The 19,822-nt window shown below is 45.8% G+C and carries 13 protein-coding genes and 2 tRNA genes; 7 read left to right on the top strand and 8 right to left on the bottom strand.

Going from position 1 to position 19,822, the window contains the following annotated elements:
* Positions 1-93: 93 nt before the first annotated feature.
* The 5 genes from FMS18_RS01175 to FMS18_RS01155 all read right to left on the bottom strand — a co-directional run bounded on the left by FMS18_RS01175 (position 94) and on the right by FMS18_RS01155 (position 8,296).
* Complete coding sequence (locus tag FMS18_RS01175) at positions 94-1,569, bottom strand: adenylate/guanylate cyclase domain-containing protein (RefSeq protein ID WP_203544478.1); 1,476 nt, start codon at positions 1,567-1,569, stop codon at positions 94-96.
* Between the two features lie 106 nt (positions 1,570-1,675).
* The gene (locus FMS18_RS01170; protein ID WP_239060914.1) at positions 1,676-4,816 is read right to left on the bottom strand and encodes a S8 family serine peptidase; all 3,141 of its coding nucleotides are present in this window, start codon (positions 4,814-4,816) and stop codon (positions 1,676-1,678) included.
* A 621-nt stretch (positions 4,817-5,437) separates the two neighbouring features.
* Positions 5,438-5,680, bottom strand: a complete 243-nt coding sequence (locus FMS18_RS01165; RefSeq protein ID WP_163291904.1) for a hypothetical protein — start codon at positions 5,678-5,680, stop codon at positions 5,438-5,440.
* 418 nt (positions 5,681-6,098) lie between these two features.
* Positions 6,099-6,174: transfer RNA gene (locus tag FMS18_RS01160), tRNA-Ala, on the bottom strand.
* Between the two features lie 106 nt (positions 6,175-6,280).
* A complete protein-coding gene (locus FMS18_RS01155) occupies positions 6,281-8,296 on the bottom strand; it encodes a molybdopterin-dependent oxidoreductase (RefSeq protein WP_163291903.1) in 2,016 nt (671 codons plus the stop codon).
* A 330-nt stretch (positions 8,297-8,626) separates the two neighbouring features.
* Here FMS18_RS01155 and FMS18_RS01150 point away from each other — a divergent pair, with 330 nt between their 5' ends.
* Positions 8,627-9,715 (top strand): ABC transporter substrate-binding protein, encoded by a 1,089-nt coding sequence (locus tag FMS18_RS01150; protein WP_163291902.1) that lies wholly within the window; start codon positions 8,627-8,629, stop codon positions 9,713-9,715.
* Positions 9,716-9,750: 35 nt separating this feature from the next.
* Entirely contained in the window at positions 9,751-12,357 is a 2,607-nt protein-coding gene (locus FMS18_RS01145) for a PAS domain S-box protein (protein ID WP_163291901.1), read from the top strand.
* Between the two features lie 63 nt (positions 12,358-12,420).
* Here the strand turns inward: FMS18_RS01145 and FMS18_RS01140 are convergent, their stop codons facing one another.
* Complete coding sequence (locus FMS18_RS01140; protein ID WP_163291900.1) at positions 12,421-13,221, bottom strand: EFR1 family ferrodoxin; 801 nt, start codon at positions 13,219-13,221, stop codon at positions 12,421-12,423.
* Between the two features lie 134 nt (positions 13,222-13,355).
* Here FMS18_RS01140 and FMS18_RS01135 point away from each other — a divergent pair, with 134 nt between their 5' ends.
* Entirely contained in the window at positions 13,356-13,931 is a 576-nt protein-coding gene (locus FMS18_RS01135; RefSeq protein WP_163291899.1) for a TetR/AcrR family transcriptional regulator, read from the top strand.
* 222 nt (positions 13,932-14,153) lie between these two features.
* On the opposite strand, the gene FMS18_RS01130 is transcribed toward FMS18_RS01135, so the two are convergent.
* Positions 14,154-16,244 carry a methyl-accepting chemotaxis protein gene (locus tag FMS18_RS01130; protein WP_163291898.1) on the bottom strand — a complete coding sequence of 697 codons (2,091 nt, stop codon included), beginning with the start codon at positions 16,242-16,244 and terminating at the stop codon, positions 14,154-14,156.
* A 311-nt stretch (positions 16,245-16,555) separates the two neighbouring features.
* Between FMS18_RS01130 and FMS18_RS01125 the strand changes: the two genes are divergently transcribed.
* Both FMS18_RS01125 and FMS18_RS01120 read left to right on the top strand, forming a co-directional pair.
* On the top strand, positions 16,556-16,825 hold the full coding sequence (locus FMS18_RS01125) for a hypothetical protein (RefSeq protein ID WP_163291897.1): 270 nt from the start codon (positions 16,556-16,558) through the stop codon (positions 16,823-16,825).
* A gap of 84 nt (positions 16,826-16,909) precedes the next feature.
* Positions 16,910-17,572 (top strand): YaaA family protein, encoded by a 663-nt coding sequence (locus tag FMS18_RS01120; protein ID WP_163291896.1) that lies wholly within the window; start codon positions 16,910-16,912, stop codon positions 17,570-17,572.
* An 86-nt stretch (positions 17,573-17,658) separates the two neighbouring features.
* On the opposite strand, the gene FMS18_RS01115 is transcribed toward FMS18_RS01120, so the two are convergent.
* Positions 17,659-17,734, bottom strand: a tRNA-Ala gene (locus FMS18_RS01115).
* Positions 17,735-17,984: 250 nt separating this feature from the next.
* Here FMS18_RS01115 and FMS18_RS01110 point away from each other — a divergent pair.
* Together FMS18_RS01110 and FMS18_RS01105 are read left to right on the top strand one after the other, a co-directional pair.
* Positions 17,985-18,977, top strand: coding sequence for an ABC transporter permease (locus FMS18_RS01110; RefSeq protein WP_163291895.1), 993 nt, complete (start codon positions 17,985-17,987; stop codon positions 18,975-18,977).
* Positions 18,977-19,822, top strand: coding sequence for an ABC transporter permease (locus tag FMS18_RS01105; RefSeq protein ID WP_163291894.1), 846 nt, complete (start codon positions 18,977-18,979; stop codon positions 19,820-19,822). Before FMS18_RS01110 ends, FMS18_RS01105 begins: the two co-directional genes overlap by 1 nt.

Genomic DNA, 19,822 nt, shown 5'->3' with positions numbered 1-19,822 from the left:
AGTGCGTATTTAGAATACAACCGCAGATAACAGAATTGCACATCATACTTTTGGTTGATTATCCATACGCAATTAAACTGAGAAGAGAAAAATTTATGAACCTGAATTCAAAATTCCCTGCATCAGGCAACGGACTGAAACCAGACCGATAAATTCCCCATTTCTGGTCACGGCAATGGGATCGAAAGTATAACTTCCTTCACGGGCAAGTGCGCTTTTGGCAACCTCATCCAAATGGGATTCAGCAGAAAGGACAAGCAGTTCCATATCCATAACCGCTGAAACAGGCCGATCCAGAAACAACGCTTTGTCGGTTTCCCCGCGAACAATCTCATCCATGCGTCCTTTAGTGACCATCCCCACCGGTGAAAGTCCATCCAGAACCACTAGACAAGCCCATTCACCACTGTCGCGCAGCCTCATAAGGGCATCGGAAACTTTGCTGTCAATGGAAATAGTCTGGGCGGGCCAGGCCATTTCCCCCAGTGATCCCGCTAACTCCTGCTCAATGACATCAGCCTTACCGACAACCTGATAAGTACGGATGGAATGCTGGATGCCTTTTACGGAAATAGGAGCCCGCCCCAGACACCGGAAATCATCCTTCACCAATGCCCAGGTCTCGTGTGAAATAAGAATCTGATCCGGCGGTGCATTTTGTTCCAGCCGGGCGGCAACATTCACCTGCCCGCCGATGATGGTATAGTCCATGAGCTGCTTGGAACCGAAATTACCTACTGTGCAAAATCCGGTATTAATCCCCATGCGAACCTTGAAAGGAGTGGAAATACCCAGCTCAAACCACTCCTGCTGCATTTCCTTTAAGGCATCGCGCATATCAATAGCCATATTCAAACAGGCTACAGCGTCCTCTTTTTGCCCTTGGGAGACCGGATCGCCAAAAAAGATAAGCACGGCATCACCGATGTATTTATCGATGGTCCCGCCATGCTTGAGGGCAATAGAGGACATACGGTCGAGATAATTGTTAAGCAGCGCGGTCATGTCTTCCGGTTCCATACGCTCTGTGGTGGAAGTAAAGCCGACAATGTCTGAAAAAAAGATGGTCAGCTTCTTACGCTTGGCCCCGATAAGCGTATCCTGTGTGCCTTCAAAAATAGATTCGTACACCTGAGGGGAAAGGTATCTGCCCAGTTTGTCGGAAAGTTCGGCAAGCCTGTCGGCCTGCTCTTTCTGAACCAATGCGGAGGCAACGCGGCGCATAATCATGGGAGGACTCAAAGGACGGTAGATAAAATCAACTACGCCGGACTCAAAACAGCCCATCTCTTCGTCAGGAGTGGTCTCCCCTGAAATCATGACCACCGGGATATTGCGGGTTACTTCGGTGAGCTTAAGTTTCCTGACCAAATCCCGACAATCAATTCCCGGTATATCCGCATCCAGAAGGATAAGGTCGGGGTGTTCTTTGACTGCAAGTTCAAAAGCATGCGAGCCGCTCATGGCCATCAGCAGAGCATAATCATCGCGCAGGATTTTCGCGAAAACGTCCATCTCCGGTTTGATTGCATCGACAATAAATATTTTTGGACGACTACTTTTATGCACGACAACTCTCCTTTTCCGGCCAGCCTTTTATGACAACGTACTTAACTGTGAAGTATATTAAAACAAAAACATTTTGGGTGAAGTCTTTCTTATCCAACCAAGGACTTCATCCGTTCTTTCTTCGTAATAACAAAGAAATCAATGCAATCGCCAGTAAAAGAAGCAGACTATACTCGTCATTCATTCCCACAGTGCATCCTGTTCCGTTACTCCCTGCTCCGTTCATGCCAAGTATCTGAGGATCATCCACCACCCCTGCTTCTGGGTTTTCATCATAAAGACCGTTATCTTTAATGACTGAGATCACATAATATGAACTGGTTGCATTCAGTATATTGACCGGATCAATAAATTTTCCCGAAACATCTGTAAGCCACCAATTTCCATCCGTATAATCCTCTAAATTAGCGTAATTAAAATTCTTATTGGTGCCGTTATTGAAAAGTTTTGCGAGGGTTAATTCATTTGCTTTAACAGAAGGCAGTCCGGTTGCAGCATAGCGAACACTGACGGCACTATTTTCTTCCGTCTGTATGCTGAATGCAGACTGATCGCTATACACGGTCTCAAGCGCAGTTCCATATACACTGTTTACATTTTCAACTGTACGGGAAGAATGGGTTTTGCTCAAAAAAGTTGATTTCGGCGCATTAGGCTGGTCAGTATTAAGTTCAAGACTACCCGCTGTCGGAGTATCACCAACCATTGCGCTCATCACTAATGCATACGGCTGTGGCCCAACAGGAATGTTATTCGCCGTAACTTCCGCCTTATATGTGCCCACCTGCGGTTTATCGATAGTCACAGATACAGTGTTATTCAAACGATCAAAATTTGTTGCTGCAACCTTTGTCCTGAAAGAAACTCCCATAGCCGGAGTGACTGTAGCCTCCTGCCAAACATCCCCAACTTTAATCAAACTGCGGGTAGTCGGATTTCCATCCTGATAATAAAGACCGTATGAAGCGCCGCTCTGCTCAACAGCGACCACAACACTACCTTCGGCAATAGTCAGCCCAATGGGTAATGCCTGTTCTCCCCCCGGGATATATGCAAACGATTTTCTATAAACTTCATCCCCGACCCCACCATCATATCGATATATAACAATGGAAACCTCTTCAGTCATACTACTGCCTTGGGCAAAGAAAAGAACGACCGATTCAAGGGTGCTGGGATAGGAAGGCGGAGTAACTCGAAGACCAATTACGTCATCCTCATAAATACCATTAACACCGGTAACATATACATATTTAGTCAAAGGACTGAGGCTGATGGCATTATCAGGATAAACCCATGTTCCGTCAGGCTGCTGAACCCTTAAATCCAAATCATTAACCAGACCGCCCGAAACAGCGGTCGATCCCGGATAATCAGTCCAGCCAAGTGTTGCCTTAAATGGCTTTTCATCATTTTCAACATCAAAGGTAAAATTTTTCAAATAAGTATCATCAGCAGGAGGTGAATCCTTTATGTCGTGGTACTCAACCTCATACCGACCATCGGAATTAATGGATGCTTCAAGGTTCACCCGTCCCCAGCCCTGCACATCATCAGGAGCATCGTGAACTTCCTGTGCTGCTCCTGTTCCATACTGACCGGGAGCAAGTGAGATTGCCCCATGAATAAGACTTGTTTTAATCAGAGCTGCACTTGGAGCAGTTAATTCTTCTTCCCTGATCAGATATTCACGAAAAACAGCCGCTGTACCGGAAACCAGCGGGGTTGCCATGCTGGTTCCCCCGGACCAGTAATAATAATCATTGAAAGCACCCCACCCATTACCGGACTGCTTCGAAGACCGGGTTGAAAGAATATTTGTGCCCGGAGCGATCACCTCCGGTTTGTAACGACCATCGAGAGTTGGACCTCGACTGGAAAAAGCGGCTACGCCGTACGGCTCATCAGAAGTCAGGTCAGGACCGACAGGATCAGCATAGGACCTGAATGAATCCCAGCGTCTGGCAGCAAAACCCTCACTGATTCCAGTGCGGTATGACTCGGAAGCACCTACAGTGAGGCAATTCTTGGCTGTGGATGGAGTATCAATGCAGTAAAGATCAACAATACCGTCTTGATCTTTGTCATATCCGGCATTACCTGCTGCAAAAAGAATCAAAAAATCTTTATTACTCCACATGAATTGATCAACGCTGACGCATTCACTATTATAATCCCCGGCCCCGGAGGTCCCCCAACTATTACTGTGAATACGGGCTCCGGCATCAAAGGCGGGTTGAAAGAGCTTTGACAAATCCGAGGGAATACCCGGCAAACTGGAACCGCCTCCTACAGCCCCCACGCTCTGGACATAAAGTTGGGACTTAGGAGCAATCCCGGCATAGCAATTAGCGGAGAAAGAATTTTCAACAGGTGAAGATCCTGACTTCATACCATTTCCAGCAATAATCCCAGCCACATGAGTTCCATGCCCACTGCAATCTTCAGTACTAGAAGCCGAAAATACAGTATTGTTTATGACCCTGCTTGCCCCTTGTCCGTCGCTGAAATCAGCATGAAGATTATCAACATCTCCAGTATCAATTCCACTATCACAAACAGCGACAATCTGCCCCTCACCAAAAAGATTGCTGCCTGAAACAGGCCACTTTTTATCCTGCACTGAACGGGCTTCGATTATGCCCACTGCAATATTATTATCCGTGCGATGCTCAGGTGCTTTTTCAATCCATTTCACACCCTTTATGTCTTTAAGACCACCAACATTTTGAATGGAAATTTTAACTTCAAGCTGAACATTCCATTCAGAGGAAGAACTCGAGAGGACAGACCCTCCTGCCGAACGGATTTTGCTTGCCAGTGAATCCACATCTTCACCGGGAAAAGCAATCACCCGAACATTTAAAAGGCTGCCCTGCGCCTGAAGTTTTCCGGCAGTGATGTCATACACAGCACTGGACAACCTTAAATCAGTAGCATATTTGCCAATCCAGCGAACGAAACTAAGTCCTTCAACAGCACTGACCTTTGCCGTACCAAGCTTGATGATGAACGCATACTGCGGAATATAGTCATAAAAGACAGCACCCTGCTTTGATAAAGAGGTCTTCCATGCAGATTGCACAGGACCGGAAAATTGCACGACATAGTAATCATATTCTTCCACTGCAATTGGGGCGGAAAAGAACAACCGTTTCGAAAAGGCTTCTTTCGAAGCCGGCTTAGAATCATCAGATTTTACAGAGGATGGATGAAGAGTATTTGATCGCAGAATGGAAGAACCCAAAGCGGACTCCAAAGGATCTACCTGCTGGTTCTGAAAAAAAAGTTTAGGCGTGGATGCAGCACTATCTTCAGCAATAACGAAGCAAGGCAACAGCAAAAAAGCGATAGTAAAAGACAAAAACAATTGTAAAATTGCAGCAAAGCGAGATGAGCGCACTATATATTTCCTTAGTAATGATTGTCATGCTGCAATATTCAACAACAGACTACCATGTCAAGGGATATAGGTTTTAGACTTACAAAGACACAATCAATCAATACTGCAATAATTGGATAATTTATGAGATATGGGCGGTTCGAATTGTTAGGAACATTGTATTGCGTGTAGAGCCTCTCACCAATTCAACAAATCGAGCTATAGCGACCAAACGAGATGAAGGAAGACTAGAAATATTCATAATATATTTTAATCGTTGAAAAACTAAACAACAGTCAGAAATATAGTTAGCTGGGCTGCCGCCCCTTTAATGGAATGGACCCCGTGTTTTGTACGTAAGGCACAAAAAGAGGACTTACAATTTGCATTGTAAATCCTTGAAATATACGGTGGAGTTGGAGGAAACTGAACCCACTGAACCCCTTACAATTTATGAACTAATCGAAAGACAAGTTCTGGATGAAATTAGAGGTACTGCCAGACTTTACCGATTTTGTCCTCCATAACGGTAACAGCGCAAAGATCGCCGCTGAAGAAGGCGATTTCGACAACCTCAGCCCGCAAACTACCTTCACCCTGCTTTTTGTTGAATGCGTCCATAATCGCAATGGAATCGCTACGGCTGCGTGATTGTGGAGAGCTGCCGTCATGCGCCCGAGGGTGGTAGCCTATATAAATGCTTTTAAGTTCTTCATGTTCTTTGTTCATTTCCTGTCCTCGTTGTTTTGTATTCCATTATTTCAGAAACTTCATTATCAGCAAGAGCTTGAATTATTGCCCCTCTCTGTTGTTCTTAACAAAGAAATTCTGCCTTTTAAAGCATATTAACAAAAGAAGAATTGGAATTGAATTTACAGGGTTTTATTCACCCTCTTACACTAAAATAAGTTGTACTCTGGTTGTATGGCAATCGATCTGAAAAACTTTTCGGGAGGCATGTATCAAGGCTGGTTACGGTAAATCCTTCATATCCTACGACGGCTCTACCTACCTCCTTATAGGGGGCAGACCACACCCAGCCCCCCCCAACAAATGTTGACGACCAATTGACCGACAGATTCACCACAACGAAAAAAGCCTAGTTATCAAAATACTGATAACTAGGCTTAATTCTTAGAAAAAATCTTGGTGGAGCTGGAGGGAATTGAACCCACGGCCTCTTGAATGCCATTCAAGCGCTCTCCCAACTGAGCTACAGCCCCACTTGTGTTGGGTGAAGATGTGTTTATAGAATCCTGCGCTGGCTGTCAACACCCTTCATCCAATTAAATCAAAAAACTTCAACCCAAACACTACCTTCAATATGATCTAAGGCTTTAATTCACGCCGAATATCGACAGTATTATCATTTAGCGTGGTTGCCTCACCAATATCCGAAAGCCGTTCGTGATGCAGAGTATTGACCAGATTACCGTTGGCGGACTGGCGGGCCATGAAGATGCCCGCAGCAGCGACAGCCCCTTTTGCCACATGCGCAGTGACTCTGGCTGTGAATGTAACCTCGCCCAGATCATTATAGGCAACAATGCTATCGCCGTCGTTAATTGACCGGGCTGCAGCATCATCAGGATGAATATCCAAAAACATGTCTCCCCGGCTTTCAACAAGTTCCTCTCGCTCAAGAAAAACAGAATTGAGTGTCTCGGTACTGGGTACCGCAATCAACCGTAGCGGAAAAGATCCTCCGTGACACTCTTGATAATACGGGACAGGTTCGTCCAGCTCTTTACTTATGATATTTATCCTGCCTGAAGTAGTCTGCCAGTCTGTGTGATCGGCAAAAGGCAAAGATATCATGCCCCCGGTTTTCAGCCTATCCCGCTGATCAGCAGTTATACCTTGCAATCCTTCCATGGGATTATCCAAAAGCTCCTCAAGCAATTCATCTTCACTGCGCTCAAAATGGCTGTCATCGTACCCCATAGCTTTGGCGAGAAGACAAAAGATATCCCAGTTACTTTTACACTCTCCGGGGGTGGGAACAATTTTATATGCCGCGCCGAATGAGCAATACCCGTATGAACTGTAACAATCAGACTGCTCAACAGAAAAGGTCGCCGGAAGAATGATATCCGCATAACGTGCGGTGTCGGTCATGAACCGTTCATGGACCACAGTGAAAAGATCAGGATTAAGCAGCCCCTGCTGAATGCCAAGCTGATTGGAAACAGAACCCACCGGATTGCTGCCGTAAATATGCAGACAACGAATTGGCTTCTGACCCTCTTCCTCTTTTAAGGCCATGGCAAGCTGATTGATATTTACTTTGCGCCCTTCCCTTTCACGGAAATCAGGATGGGTAATGCGCGCAGCATCCACACACGTTCTACTTCCCGGATGACAACCGCAAAGCCCTCCGCCGGGCTGTTTCCATGCTCCTGTAAAAGCAGAAAGAATGGTTATCAAACGAACAGTCATACCGCCGTTCCGGTAACGGGAATTGCCGCTGCCGAGAATTATTGCCGGGGCCGAAGCTGCTGCGTATTCACGGGCAAGTTCAACGATCACCTGTGCCGGGACGCCGGTCACTGATTCGGCCCATTCCGGGGTATATTGATCTAACGTGGCCTTGAATTCAGCATACCCAACGGCCTCAGCTTGTAAAAATTCCGCATCATCCAGCTCTTCCTTCGCCAGCACATGCATTATGCCGAGAGCCAAGGCTCCGTCTGTTCCGGGCTTAACGAGCAACACCTGATCGCAATATTCAGCCATCTCCCCGGCAAAAGATTCAATGAGTACAACCCGCTTGCCCTGCTTACGTCCTTTGACCAGATCGGGCATACTCTGCAAACGGGTAGCCTTCATGTTGCTGCCCCAGACAATATACAAATCACTGTCCGCAAGTTCGCGGGGGTCAAGCCCTCCGGTATTCCCCATCACGGCCCCATATCCGGCACTCTTGGCTGAAGAGCAAAGAGTCTTGATCAGCTGACATGATCCCATCTTATTAAATAAGGCATCACCGCAATTACGCTGAATCATACTCATTACCCCGGAATAATAAAACGGCAGGATGGAATCCGGGCCATGTTCATTCAAGGCCTGTTTCCATTTTCCGGTAATGGTATCAATGGCCTCATCCCATGAAATTGGTTCAAAAGTCCCTTCCCCATTATTTCCAGTACGTTTCAGGGGCGTGAGTATACGATCCGGAGAATGGATGGATTTTTCGTACCGCTGCATCTTACGGCAGATCAGTCCGCCGCAGATAGGGTCAGCAGGATCGCCTTTCACTTTGGTAATTTGTATCCCGTCACTCTCCACAAGGAGTCCGCAAGTTGTTGGACAGTCGTAGGGGCAGATGGATTTATATATCGACATGAAATTAACCTCTAGATAAGATATGAAAAATCAAAGGAAAAGACTCCTTCAATGTCATCAGATAAATCAATTTATACCAGAACCTGCGCTTAATCCAGCTGGCATTATTGCCCGGTAAAATTTCGACAGGTAAAAGCAAAATGTACATTATGCGAGATTTTTATCAATAGTTATGGTATTTAAATGGAGTACAGATTAAAAATAAATCATATGTTTCAATCTACTCAATTGTCCCTGCCCGAGAGTGATATCCCGGCGGCAGCCTGCAACAAACAAGAGAGAATTATGGAAAAATCTATCCGCAATATCATATTTCCACGGTGCGCCATAATGTTAACTCTTTTACTGATATTAACATCATGCTCAGACACTTCTCCTATTAAAATCGGCTTTGTAGGCAGCATAACAGGACGTTTTTCAGAACTGGGAGTAACAGCCAGAAACACCCTGCAACTGATGACAGATGAACAAAACAAAGCAGGGGGAATAAATGGTAGGAAAATCGAACTGGTGATCCGGGATGACAAAAGCTCCCCGGAAGAAGCCAAGGCTGCCATAATAGACCTAGTCCAAAACAACGTCCGCCTGATCTTAGGCCCAATCACCAGTGCCATGGCCCAAGCCACCACCGAAGCCATAGCAGGACGAGATGTATTGGTCATGAGCCCGACCATGAGCACGGACTTCCTTGCCGATAAGGATGACAACCTGCTGCGTACGGCAACCTCCAGCACCGGACAGGCGAGCACCCTCGCAGACCGTGCTATTTCTCTGGGGCTGGGTAAAACTGCCATTATCGGTGACATGGAAAACAAAAAATATGCTACTGCCATTGCCAATCGATTTAAAAGCATAATGAAGAAAGCCGGTAAGGAAATCCCTGTTGAAATTGCTTTCCTCAGTAGTCAAAACCCGGATTTCACTTCTATAGCCGAAAAGATATCCGCCAAAAATCCAGATTCCATTCTCTTCATTACTAACGGCTTTGACGCTGCCATGCTTTCACAGGCCCTGCGCAAGACCAAACTGAAAAAAGAGCCTTTTTTCGGGGTCAGCTGGGCCCAGTCAAATGATATTATCACCCATGGCGGAAGGGCCGTAGAAGGCATGCGGCTTATCGGACTGCACGACTATGATAATGTCGCCCCGGAAATAATTGCTTTAAAAAAACAATACATCTCCAGATACAATAAAGAGCCGTCATTTATTTATACCTGCTATGCCAAAATATTTAAGATTGCTGTTTACGGCCTTGAAAAGGCAAAGTCAGACAACTCCGCTCAAATAAAACACAGCATTCTGGACAAAAAAACATTCCATGTTGTCGGTACAGAAATAGTATTTAATAAATATGGCGATGTTAAAGAAGAGTTCAACATCCTCGTCATCAAAAACGGTAAATTTGTTAACGATATCTAATTCGTATGAAAAATAAAAAATCATTAAGGAAAATAATGTCGGTACATTTCATAGTATCGACATCAATTCCTTTTCTGCTTTTTGCAGCACTGGTATATTTTTATACTTTGGATCAATTTAAAGATAATATTGAAGCCATAAACAATTCTTCTACAAAACTCATTGTAAATATTGTTGAAGAAGAAATGCATAATATTCAAAGCACCCTGCAAGGCTGTGCAGCAGCTATAGAGAAGAACAAAAGCACACCGGCACAAACCGATATGTATTTGCAAGCCATCACTGTCGCCAGCAGGGCAATACATCAAGTCCGACTGCTTGACAGCAACGGGATTGTCTATGCCCTTTCACCTTTTTCCAAGGATGTTCTAGGCTTGGACATGTCCAACTATCCTTCTTTCAAAAATGCACATTCAAAAGGTACAACCTATTGGTCCCCGGCTATAATTTCAGACACTCACAGAACCCCTGTGTTTCAGATCTCCATTCCTGTCCAAAATGAAGTGCTCATTGCCAACGTAACATTTCCCAACCTCAACTCGCTGATAAAAGAACTGAACATAGAAAAAAACAGCATTTTTGCAATTACAGACCAGACCGGGACCTACATTGCCCACACAGATGAAACTCAGGTGCAACAAAGAAATGAAGACCCGCATTTTAAACTTATTAAAGATATTTCCGGCTCAACAGTCAAAAAAATACAAATCAAAGACGACAGACTTTATGACACAGCCTACGCAGCGTCTATCGGCCCATCCCGCTGGATAGCTTCGATTTACCAGAATTCGCAGGATGTATACCGCAATCTGGTTGTCTACACGATCGCCTTCATCACTCTTGCCCTGCTGATACTTTTTCTGGGCATGCTTTTTCTAATTTTTAAACTTAAGACAATAACCTCCCACTTTGATGAACTTGTGGCTCTTGCAGCGCAGGTCTCACGAGGGGATTACACTCCATCCCCCACCCCGAAAGAGATCAAAGAATTTGACAAAATAGCATCAGCTTTCGAAAAAATGTCATCCAGTATCCAACTGAGAGAAAAAGAAATTAACAACCTCAATCGTGATCTTGCACAAAAACTCCATGAAATAACAACGTTGCACAACATGAATGAAATGGTACTTTCCTCGGCCGCCGAAGCTATCTTCGGATTAAATCACGAGGGAAACATTATTTTCATCAACACCGCAGCCTGCAAAATGCTGGGATACAACAAGGAAGAACTCATTCACCGAAACCATCACGAAATGTGTCATTCCACTAAAAAAGACGGTAGTCCTTATTCTATAGATGAATGTCCGCTGCACTCTACGCTCAGGGATGGACAACCACAGCGGGGTACCGATGCATTCATTAAAAAGGATGGAACATTCGTCCCGGTCGATTATTACTCAATGCCCGTCTTTGACGATGGTGACCTGCAAGGTATTGTTGTTTCCGCCATCGATATCAGCGAACGGTTAAAATCAGAACAGGAAATGCAAAAACTGCGCAGCCTGTTAAGCAATATCATCAACTCCATGCCTTCCGTACTCATCGCGGTGGATAGCTCAGCGAAGGTAATCCAGTGGAACGCACAAGCAGAACTTGAATCAGGGATCAAGAGCGAAAAAGTATCCGGGCGTGACCTTGAAGAAGTCTACCCAAAGCTCTCTCCAAAAATAGCGGACATCCATACAGCCATGCAAAGCTCAACCCCTCGCAGTGAAAGTAGACTTACCTATCAGCAGGACGGCAGAACACTCTACGAGGATATCACCATATACCCCCTTAAAAGCAATGAAATTGAAGGAGCCGTTATCCGTCTGGATGATGTAACTGACAAGGTGCATCTGGAGCAGATCATGGTCCAATCCGAAAAGATGATGTCACTTGGAGGACTTGCGGCAGGAATGGCCCATGAAATAAACAACCCGCTGGCCGGTATTTCCGGCAACATATACAATATGCACAAGCGTATTTTCGGAGACCTTCCAGCCAATCGAACAGCTGCCGAACACTGCGGAGTATCTCTTGAAAAAATACGCAGCTATCTGGATCAACGCGACATACCTAAAATGCTGGAAGCCATTAAGTCTTCCACTGAACGAGCCTCCACCATTGTCCGCAATATGCTAAGTTTCAGCCGCAAAAGTGAACAGAACATGGGGCTGCACAACATGGCGGAATTACTTGACGAAACAATCGATATTGCTGCCAGTGACTATGACCTGAAAAAACAGTTTGATTTTAAAAAAATCAAAATCACACGTGATTACGGTGCAAACATTTCCAAAGCCTATTGCGAGAGAAGCGAGGTTCAGCAGGTATTTTTCAATCTCTTGAAAAACGGGGCTGAAGCCATGAAAGAAAAGCAATATATTAAATCTTCCCCCGAATTATCCTTAAAAACATTTCAGGAAGGGCAGGAAGTTGTAATCCAAATAGAAGACAACGGACCTGGGATGGACGCAGAAACCAGATTACGAATATTTGAACCTTTTTATACTACCAAACCAGTTGGCAAAGGAACCGGCCTTGGTCTTTCGGTTTCCTATTTTATTATCACCGAACAGCACGGAGGCTCCATGACCATTGACTCGGAGCCGGGCAACTGGACCCGTTTCACCATCAAACTCCCGGTCAATCGAAAATAACAAAAGAGACGGGCGTGTCCCATTCGTTTCCCGCCCCCCTGATATCTTTCAATCACCGCACAGCTATAAAAACAACTCCGGTTTTTTAGGCTCCGCAAAAAGCTTATTCAGCCTTTTGCGGGCATCTTTTACCGGGCTGTCCTTCATTGTTCTGGCCTGCTGGGGACATTTTTTAAGACATGCACAACAGGTAATACATTTAACCTGATCAATAGCCGCGCTGTCTTCATCATCTATCGCTCCTGTGGGGCAGATATCCACGCAAAGCCCGCATTGAACGCAAGTATCGCTTACTGCGATAAAATCGACATTCCACAATTCAGTAATCCCCCGATACGGAAATTCACCGGGAACATCCGGCACATTGGTTTCGGAAAGTTCTGCGATTGAATCAAGTTTTTCTCGAATATCTATTCCGAACATTTCAGCATGCTTCAGATCACTTGGATCAGGGCGATCCTGTGCAGTGGGAATTTCCTCATTTGAAAAAGAATGCTCACCAATATATGCCGCACAGGCCACCGGAACAGCCCCCTGCTGCTGCATGATATTTTTGAGTTCAAGCAAGGCATCATCGTAGACACGGTTTCCGTAAACCACAACACAGACCACCGGATTACCGTGGGTCTTAATTTTACCAAACCAGCCTTGCAATAGACCGGGTACCCGGCCCATATACACAGGGACTCCAATAACAAGAAGTTCGTCTTTAAAAATTTCAAACGGCTGATCTCTTAGGGCCGGCTTGGTAATATCTACCAAATCTGAATCTTCAACCCCAATCCCCGTAGCAATAGCCTGAATCACTTTTTCGGTTGTTCCTGTTGGGGAAAAACAGGCCAGTTTTGCTGATTTTATCTTCATCTCGCTCCTCCATTTGCAGTATTTTTTAATAGCTAGGCTTCGAACTATTACGTTACGCTACGTAACGTAATTAAACTTGTCAATAAACATCGAGCATGGCACAAGACAACTTCAGATAAAATCAAGGTGAAAACATGACCAAGACAAAAGCCGGACGCCCCAGAAGCGAGAAAGCGAAACAGGCAGTACTAAGCGCAACTTATGAACTTCTAAATGAAGACAGTGATAAAAAGCTAACCATTGAAGCAATTGCCAAAAAGGCAGGAGTAGGCAAACCGACCATCTATCGCTGGTGGCCCTCATTGGCGGATATTGTGCTGGAAGCGGTGCTCACTCAGGCGGATAGCAAAATTCCTGTCCCGCATTATGAATCATTACAGACAACTCTGGGCCAATTCCTGCGCCGCTCCATGAAATCAATAAATGAAGGTGATGGCGAAAACTTGCGTTATCTAATGGCACTGGCCCAGAATGACGATTCATTCCGAACCAGATTCAAGGATAATTTCGTGTCTAAACGTCAGGAAACCCTTAAGTCCATCCTTCAGCAGGCCGTTGACTCAAATGAAATTTCCCCTACCCAAGATCTGGACATACTAGTGGACGTGGTCTTCGGGGCCATGTGGTACAGGTTGCTTATCGGTCATGGGAAGATGGATGAATCTTTTGCTGTCGAACTTACCGAGACAGTAATTAGACTTGGAAAGTAACACCGGACAAGAAATGATCCCGAACTGCTGATGATGCTCGTTGCTTATGACAGGATTTCCCTGCTTGCCATTGAACAGGCCGAATTCAAGGCCACCTGTGTTGCCGGGTACGGAAGAGATGGGAGCGGGAGAGAATTTTTTTTGAAGAATAATTTTTAATCTTTTCTATCTGCAATACAAAAAAAGAGGGGCGGTGCCATAAAAACACCGCCCCCTTTCTAATTAAGAATTCAATCTCTCAAGCATGGACCGCAAATCCTGAGCAAGGGAGTTCAACTCTTGCACAGCGCGGGAAGACTCAATCATTCCCTCTGAAGTCTCATTCACAATCCTGTGAACCTCATCCACAGCAGAATGAATCTCTTCTGACGTTGCGGATTGCTCTTCCGCAGCCGCCGCGATACTGCTGATCAGGGCGGAACTTTCACCGGAAACTGTCACAATATCCGCCAGCACAACACCGGAGTCATTGGCCTGAGTGGTTGCAGCGGCAATCTGGTCCACTGCCGACTCCACCTGTCTGATATTACGCTCCGATGATTTCTGAATGGCCTTAATGCTGTCGCCTACTTCACTTGTAGCGGTCATGGTCTTTTCCGCCAGCTTACGAACTTCATCAGCAACCACCGCAAATCCGCGTCCGGCTTCACCTGCACGGGCTGCTTCAATTGCGGCATTAAGAGCAAGCAGGTTTGTCTGGTCTGCAATATCAAGAATTACTGTCATTATGCCGCCAATGGAATCGGCCTGTTTGCCCAACTCGAGCATGTTGCCCTGCAACTCCCCGGCAATGCCATTAACCTGATTGATGGAGGTGACAACCTCTCCCACAAGCCCGGCACCATCCTGCGCCTTTTCTGCGGCCTGCTCAGACTGTAAGGTAGCATCTGCGGCATTGCGTGCTACTTCAAGTACAGTTGCATTCATTTCCTCAATGGCAGTTGCGGTCTCACCAACACGCTGCTGCTGGATCTCCGCCCCCCTGCCGACCTGCTCAATCTGGGCCGCAAGCTCTTCAGAAGAAGTGGCAAGGCGAGTGGAAATCTGATCCGCAGCATTAGCGACTTCAACAATCCTATTCTGCACCGCTTTAATCTCGGTCTGATTAATAATGATTTCAAGCGCGCCCACAGTTTGACCATTGCGGTCTAAAATTGGTGATGCTGAACTGCTGACTTCATAAGTTCCCGTTGAAGTCTGTGCGGTTGTTTCAAAATTCTGCTTAGCACCGTTATCCATACATTTCTCGGGTATGCAACGACCTTCGCGGCAGGCTTTGGTTCCCAGCACGTCATCGCACTGCTTACCATTAAAAGAATTAATCCCTCCGATGTCCATTCCGGCTTTGTTGAGAAAAAGGATTTCCCTGTCCTTACCTCTGGTCAGTATCCCCACAGGCAATGAGTTAAGCAGTTCGCAATAGAGGGTTACAAGAGTGTTCACACCCTCAATCATAGTTGCAAATCCGCCTTCATATTTGGATACATCGCCTTTGCGCTCAAGTTCACCTTTTTCAATGGCAGTGATAATCGCGTCTGTATCGTTCTGGAAACCTTTCAGTGAGTCCACCAGACTGAGAATTTGACGATAGACCCCGCGAGCCTTGTCATCACTTTCAAATTCAAAATGACCTTTGACAACTTTAGACACAACCTGTTCAAGCTCAGCCGGGTCTTTACCGAGGGCGCGATGAACAGAGCGCAAAATCCAGAGCGCAATAACAATGGAAAATACAAAAGCCAGCCCGACCATTGCCCGCAAAATATTACCCGTCTGCGCAACACTTTCCGCCGCATCAGCATTGAAAGACGCAGCAGTCTCTTCGGCAGAAGCAATAAACTTTTCCATGCCCGTTTCAAGTTCTTTATGCAGCTTGGCCTCTTTATCCCTTTCCGCTTTAATCACACTGCGCAAGGCCCCTTTTTCATGGGTATCAATGAGATTCTGCTGCAAAGTGCTCATACGGCTATAGACCTTGGTCAACCCGGAAAGACTACTCCTATCTTCAGGGGACCGCTGAGCGACAAGTTCAAAATCATTCATAATTTCAGCATCATAGTCATCAATATTCTTTCGATGTTTGGCAATTCTAAGTTTATCATATGATGTAATAATCTGAGACATTTCGTTCTGGATACGCATCAGATTCACATCAATGCGCAGCATGGCAGTACTGACCGCATAAGGACGTTTGTACAAAGAATCTGTAAGTGCGCCCACACTTTCCAGCTTGGTAGCAGAAAACATACCCAATACTGCGATAAGTATTGAGATAACCCCGAATGCGATTATCATTCTTGATCGTAAAGTCATAACTTTCTCCCCTGTCTTTATTTTGCTGAACTCATGCAAGCACCTGAATGCTTAAATAAAATAATTTGATTGCAATACAAAATCTCTCACTTGAAAATGTCGACATTCGACATAAAATTTTGTGATTTTTACTTTGTCAGGAGAGGGATGTCAATGTTGTCGTGAGGATAAGAATTGAATGATGTGTGTAGTTCATAAAAATGCAGGCTCAGCCTGTATTTTTTTATGTGAAATAAACATGAAACAAGAAAATATACTATTCTCGGATGGATATTAAACAACTTCTTGTATGGAGCAAAGAGACAATAACGATGAAGACATTTCCATTTCTGACCGCTGCGCTGATCGGGTTGATTCTCTTTTGCAATGCGCTGGCAAACGAATATCGGGTTGCAATCATCAATAGTTACCACCCGGACTTCAACTGGGTCAGGATGCATAATGGCGTGCTGCGGCGCGGGCTGACAGGACAGGCTGATGTTTCTCAATATTATCTTGATTTCAAAAGATCTACACCGCAGCAGAGTGCCGCCAACGGCTTCCCCGGATCTCCAAACAAGGAGGCTCTATTTTTATTTTAGGTAAATAAATTGTCTTTGACTGATCAGTCTCTTTTTTTATAGATAAATGCCATTTCTTTTAACATACGAAACTCCAAATTTTTTATGAAAACTATCATCTTAATTCCACCATCTGAAGGTAAAGCCGACGGAGGAAATAAAACTCCTTTAAAGTCTGTATCAGTTATTGCTGCTGACTTGATTGAAGCGATTAAAAAAGCTGACCCTAAAAAGTTATATGGGCTTAAGGAAAAGGCACTCGAGAAAGCGGTTACTGTAAATAAGGAAGTCTTAAACTCAAAAACAATGCCAGCAATTAAACGGTATACAGGTGTTGTTTATGACGCAATTGATTATCAAACTTTGAAAAACAAGTCTGACTTCGATAAAAAAGTGTTAATTGTCTCAGGGCTATTTGGTCTTGTCATCCCTACTGATTTGATTCCTAATTATCGTTTGAAGATTGATAAATTAAAGGCTGCCAAGTTATGGGTGAATTCCAATTCAGAGCAATTAAAAGATAAATTTGTTATTGATTTGTTACCGCAAGCACACAAGAAAGCTGTGAAATATGATAATGGAATTGAGATTGAGTTTGTCCTGAAAAAAGCAGGAAAAAAGATGCCGGCAGGTCATCAGGGAAAGCACATTAAAGGTCGATTTGTCAGGTGGCTTATCGAGAATAACATCACTGACCCAAAGTATTTTAAAGATTTTAAAGAAGAAGGCTATAAGTGGACCGGTGAAATCTTCTTAAAGGAAGTTTAGGCTTGGCAACCACCGAAATGTTCCCCGCCCGGTTCCCCCAAAAGAAAAAAGGACTTACAACTGTTGTCGTAAGTCCTTGAAATATCTGGTGGAGCTGGAGGGAATTGAACCCACGGCCTCTTGAATGCCATTCAAGCGCTCTCCCAACTGAGCTACAGCCCCACTTGTGTTGGGTGAAAAAGGATTTATAAAAACCAGCACCTGCTGTCAACTCTCTTTTTCAATTATTTTAATATAAATCGATTTCCCTAGCCGTCCGCTTCGGTTAAGCTGGGCTTCATATCATCATCTGTAAACAAAACAAAACATTCGTTTACTTTTTATAAACATTAACTATTGCCTCAAGCTTCGACTTGCAGTATCCTCTCTTCAGATTGACGCTGTCTAACCTGCTATTTTTAAACGAGGTACCATGCTGGACATTGCCTTAAAGATACTTTCGAAATTCGCATGGGTTTCCGTGGTCTTCATCGGCATCACGGTAATCAGCTTCTGGGTAATCCATCTTGCACCCGGATCACCCACCGACATGCAGACCACTTTGAATCCAACTGCGACAGTTGAAACCCGCCAAAAGCTGGAAAAACTGTACGGACTGGATAAACCCATCCACGAGCAATACATCAGTTGGGTCACCCGTCTGGCGAAATTCGATTTCGGACTGTCCATGTCCGGCGACCGCCGCCCGGTCTGGGATCGCATCAAAGAACGGTTGCCGCTGACTTTCGGCATGAACATGGCCTCATTATTTCTGACTTTAATGATAGCTGTACCCATCGGCATGTACTCGGCATGGAAACAGGACGGCTGGTTTGACCGAAGTATGACCGTGCTGGTCTTCATCGGCTTCGCGGTTCCGGGATTCTGGCTGGCCCTGCTGCTCATGCTCTGGTTGGGCATTTACTATCCAATTTTCCCCATATCCGGACTGACTTCCCTTGATTATGAATTCCTCTCACCGTGGGGTAAATTTGTTGATCTGGCCCGCCATCTGGCTTTACCTATCTTTATCTATACTTTCGGAAGCTTAGCTGGAATGTCCCGCTTCATGCGTTCTTCCATGCTTGAGGTGCTGCGGCAGGATTACATCACCACCGCCAAAGCCAAAGGGCTGCCCATGCGCAAAGTTCTTTTCAAGCATGCCCTGCGTAATGGCCTGCTTCCGGTGATCACCATCCTCGGTCTGTCCATTCCCGGACTCATCGGCGGCAGTGTGATCATTGAATCCATCTTTGCCCTGCCCGGACTGGGCCAGCTTTTTTACGGAGCGGTCATGGCCCGCGACTATTCACTGATCATGGGTTCACTGGTCTTGGGTGCCATGCTGACCCTTGCAGGAAACCTGCTGGCCGACATGGCCTACGGGCTGGCTGATCCCCGCATCCGCGCAGGAGGGCAGGATTAATGAGTAACAAGAAACCACTCACCCCGCCCTCAAAACTGCAAAAATACGGACTACTCTACCTCGGACTTTTCCTTGTGGGAACAGTCTCGCTGGCGGCTATTTTCGCGCCCTTGCTGACTCCCTATGATCCCAATTCCCTGAACGTCGATCATCTGCTGCAAAGCCCCAGCGCAACACATTTTTTCGGCACAGACGCTCTAGGTCGCGATGTGTTCGCCCGCATGCTCTACGGTGGACGGGTCTCTCTTTGGGTCGGCTTTGTGGCGGTAGGAATTTCCACAGCTATCGGGCTGGCACTTGGGCTTGCTGCCGGATATTTCGGCGGACTGGTGGATGAAATCATCATGCGGGGGGTGGATGTCATGCTCTGCTTCCCATCTTTTTTCCTCATTCTCGCGGTCATTGCCTTTCTTGAACCGGGGCTGACCAACATCATGATCGTCATCGGCTTTACTTCATGGATGGGCGTGGCGCGGCTGGTGCGTGCAGAGACTCTATCCCTGCGCAAGCGCGATTTCGTACAGGCCTCACGTCTGGCCGGGGCGGGACCGATCCGCATCATGCTGACCCACATCCTGCCCAACGCCATTACCCCGGTGCTGGTGTCGGCAACACTTGGCGTGGCTGGAGCTATCCTTGTGGAGTCCTCACTCAGTTTCCTCGGCCTTGGAGTACAGCCGCCCGATCCGTCATGGGGCAACCTGCTTATGGACGGCAAGGAAGTACTGGAAATTGCGCCGTGGCTGTCCATCTTTCCCGGCATGGCAATCCTGCTGACCGTACTCGGCTACAACCTTCTCGGTGAAGCCCTGCGTGACATCCTCGACCCCAGACTGAAACAATAA

This window comes from Desulfovibrio sp. JC022 (assembly GCF_010470665.1).
Classification (GTDB): domain Bacteria; phylum Desulfobacterota; class Desulfovibrionia; order Desulfovibrionales; family Desulfovibrionaceae; genus Maridesulfovibrio.
Note: the sequence above shows the minus strand (reverse complement) of the source record. Positions and strands in the feature narration are given on the sequence as shown.

Coding starts and splice junctions, on each gene's coding strand:
- FMS18_RS01165 (WP_163291904.1), bottom strand. CDS start 5,680: ATGAACAAAGAACATGAAGAACTTAAAAGCATTTATATAGGCTACCAC.
- FMS18_RS01155 (WP_163291903.1), bottom strand. CDS start 8,296: ATGTCGATATATAAATCCATCTGCCCCTACGACTGTCCAACAACTTGC.
- FMS18_RS01150 (WP_163291902.1), top strand. CDS start 8,627: ATGTTAACTCTTTTACTGATATTAACATCATGCTCAGACACTTCTCCT.
- FMS18_RS01145 (WP_163291901.1), top strand. CDS start 9,751: ATGTCGGTACATTTCATAGTATCGACATCAATTCCTTTTCTGCTTTTT.
- FMS18_RS01140 (WP_163291900.1), bottom strand. CDS start 13,221: ATGAAGATAAAATCAGCAAAACTGGCCTGTTTTTCCCCAACAGGAACA.
- FMS18_RS01135 (WP_163291899.1), top strand. CDS start 13,356: ATGACCAAGACAAAAGCCGGACGCCCCAGAAGCGAGAAAGCGAAACAG.
- FMS18_RS01130 (WP_163291898.1), bottom strand. CDS start 16,244: ATGACTTTACGATCAAGAATGATAATCGCATTCGGGGTTATCTCAATA.
- FMS18_RS01125 (WP_163291897.1), top strand. CDS start 16,556: ATGAAGACATTTCCATTTCTGACCGCTGCGCTGATCGGGTTGATTCTC.
- FMS18_RS01120 (WP_163291896.1), top strand. CDS start 16,910: ATGAAAACTATCATCTTAATTCCACCATCTGAAGGTAAAGCCGACGGA.
- FMS18_RS01110 (WP_163291895.1), top strand. CDS start 17,985: ATGCTGGACATTGCCTTAAAGATACTTTCGAAATTCGCATGGGTTTCC.
- FMS18_RS01105 (WP_163291894.1), top strand. CDS start 18,977: ATGAGTAACAAGAAACCACTCACCCCGCCCTCAAAACTGCAAAAATAC.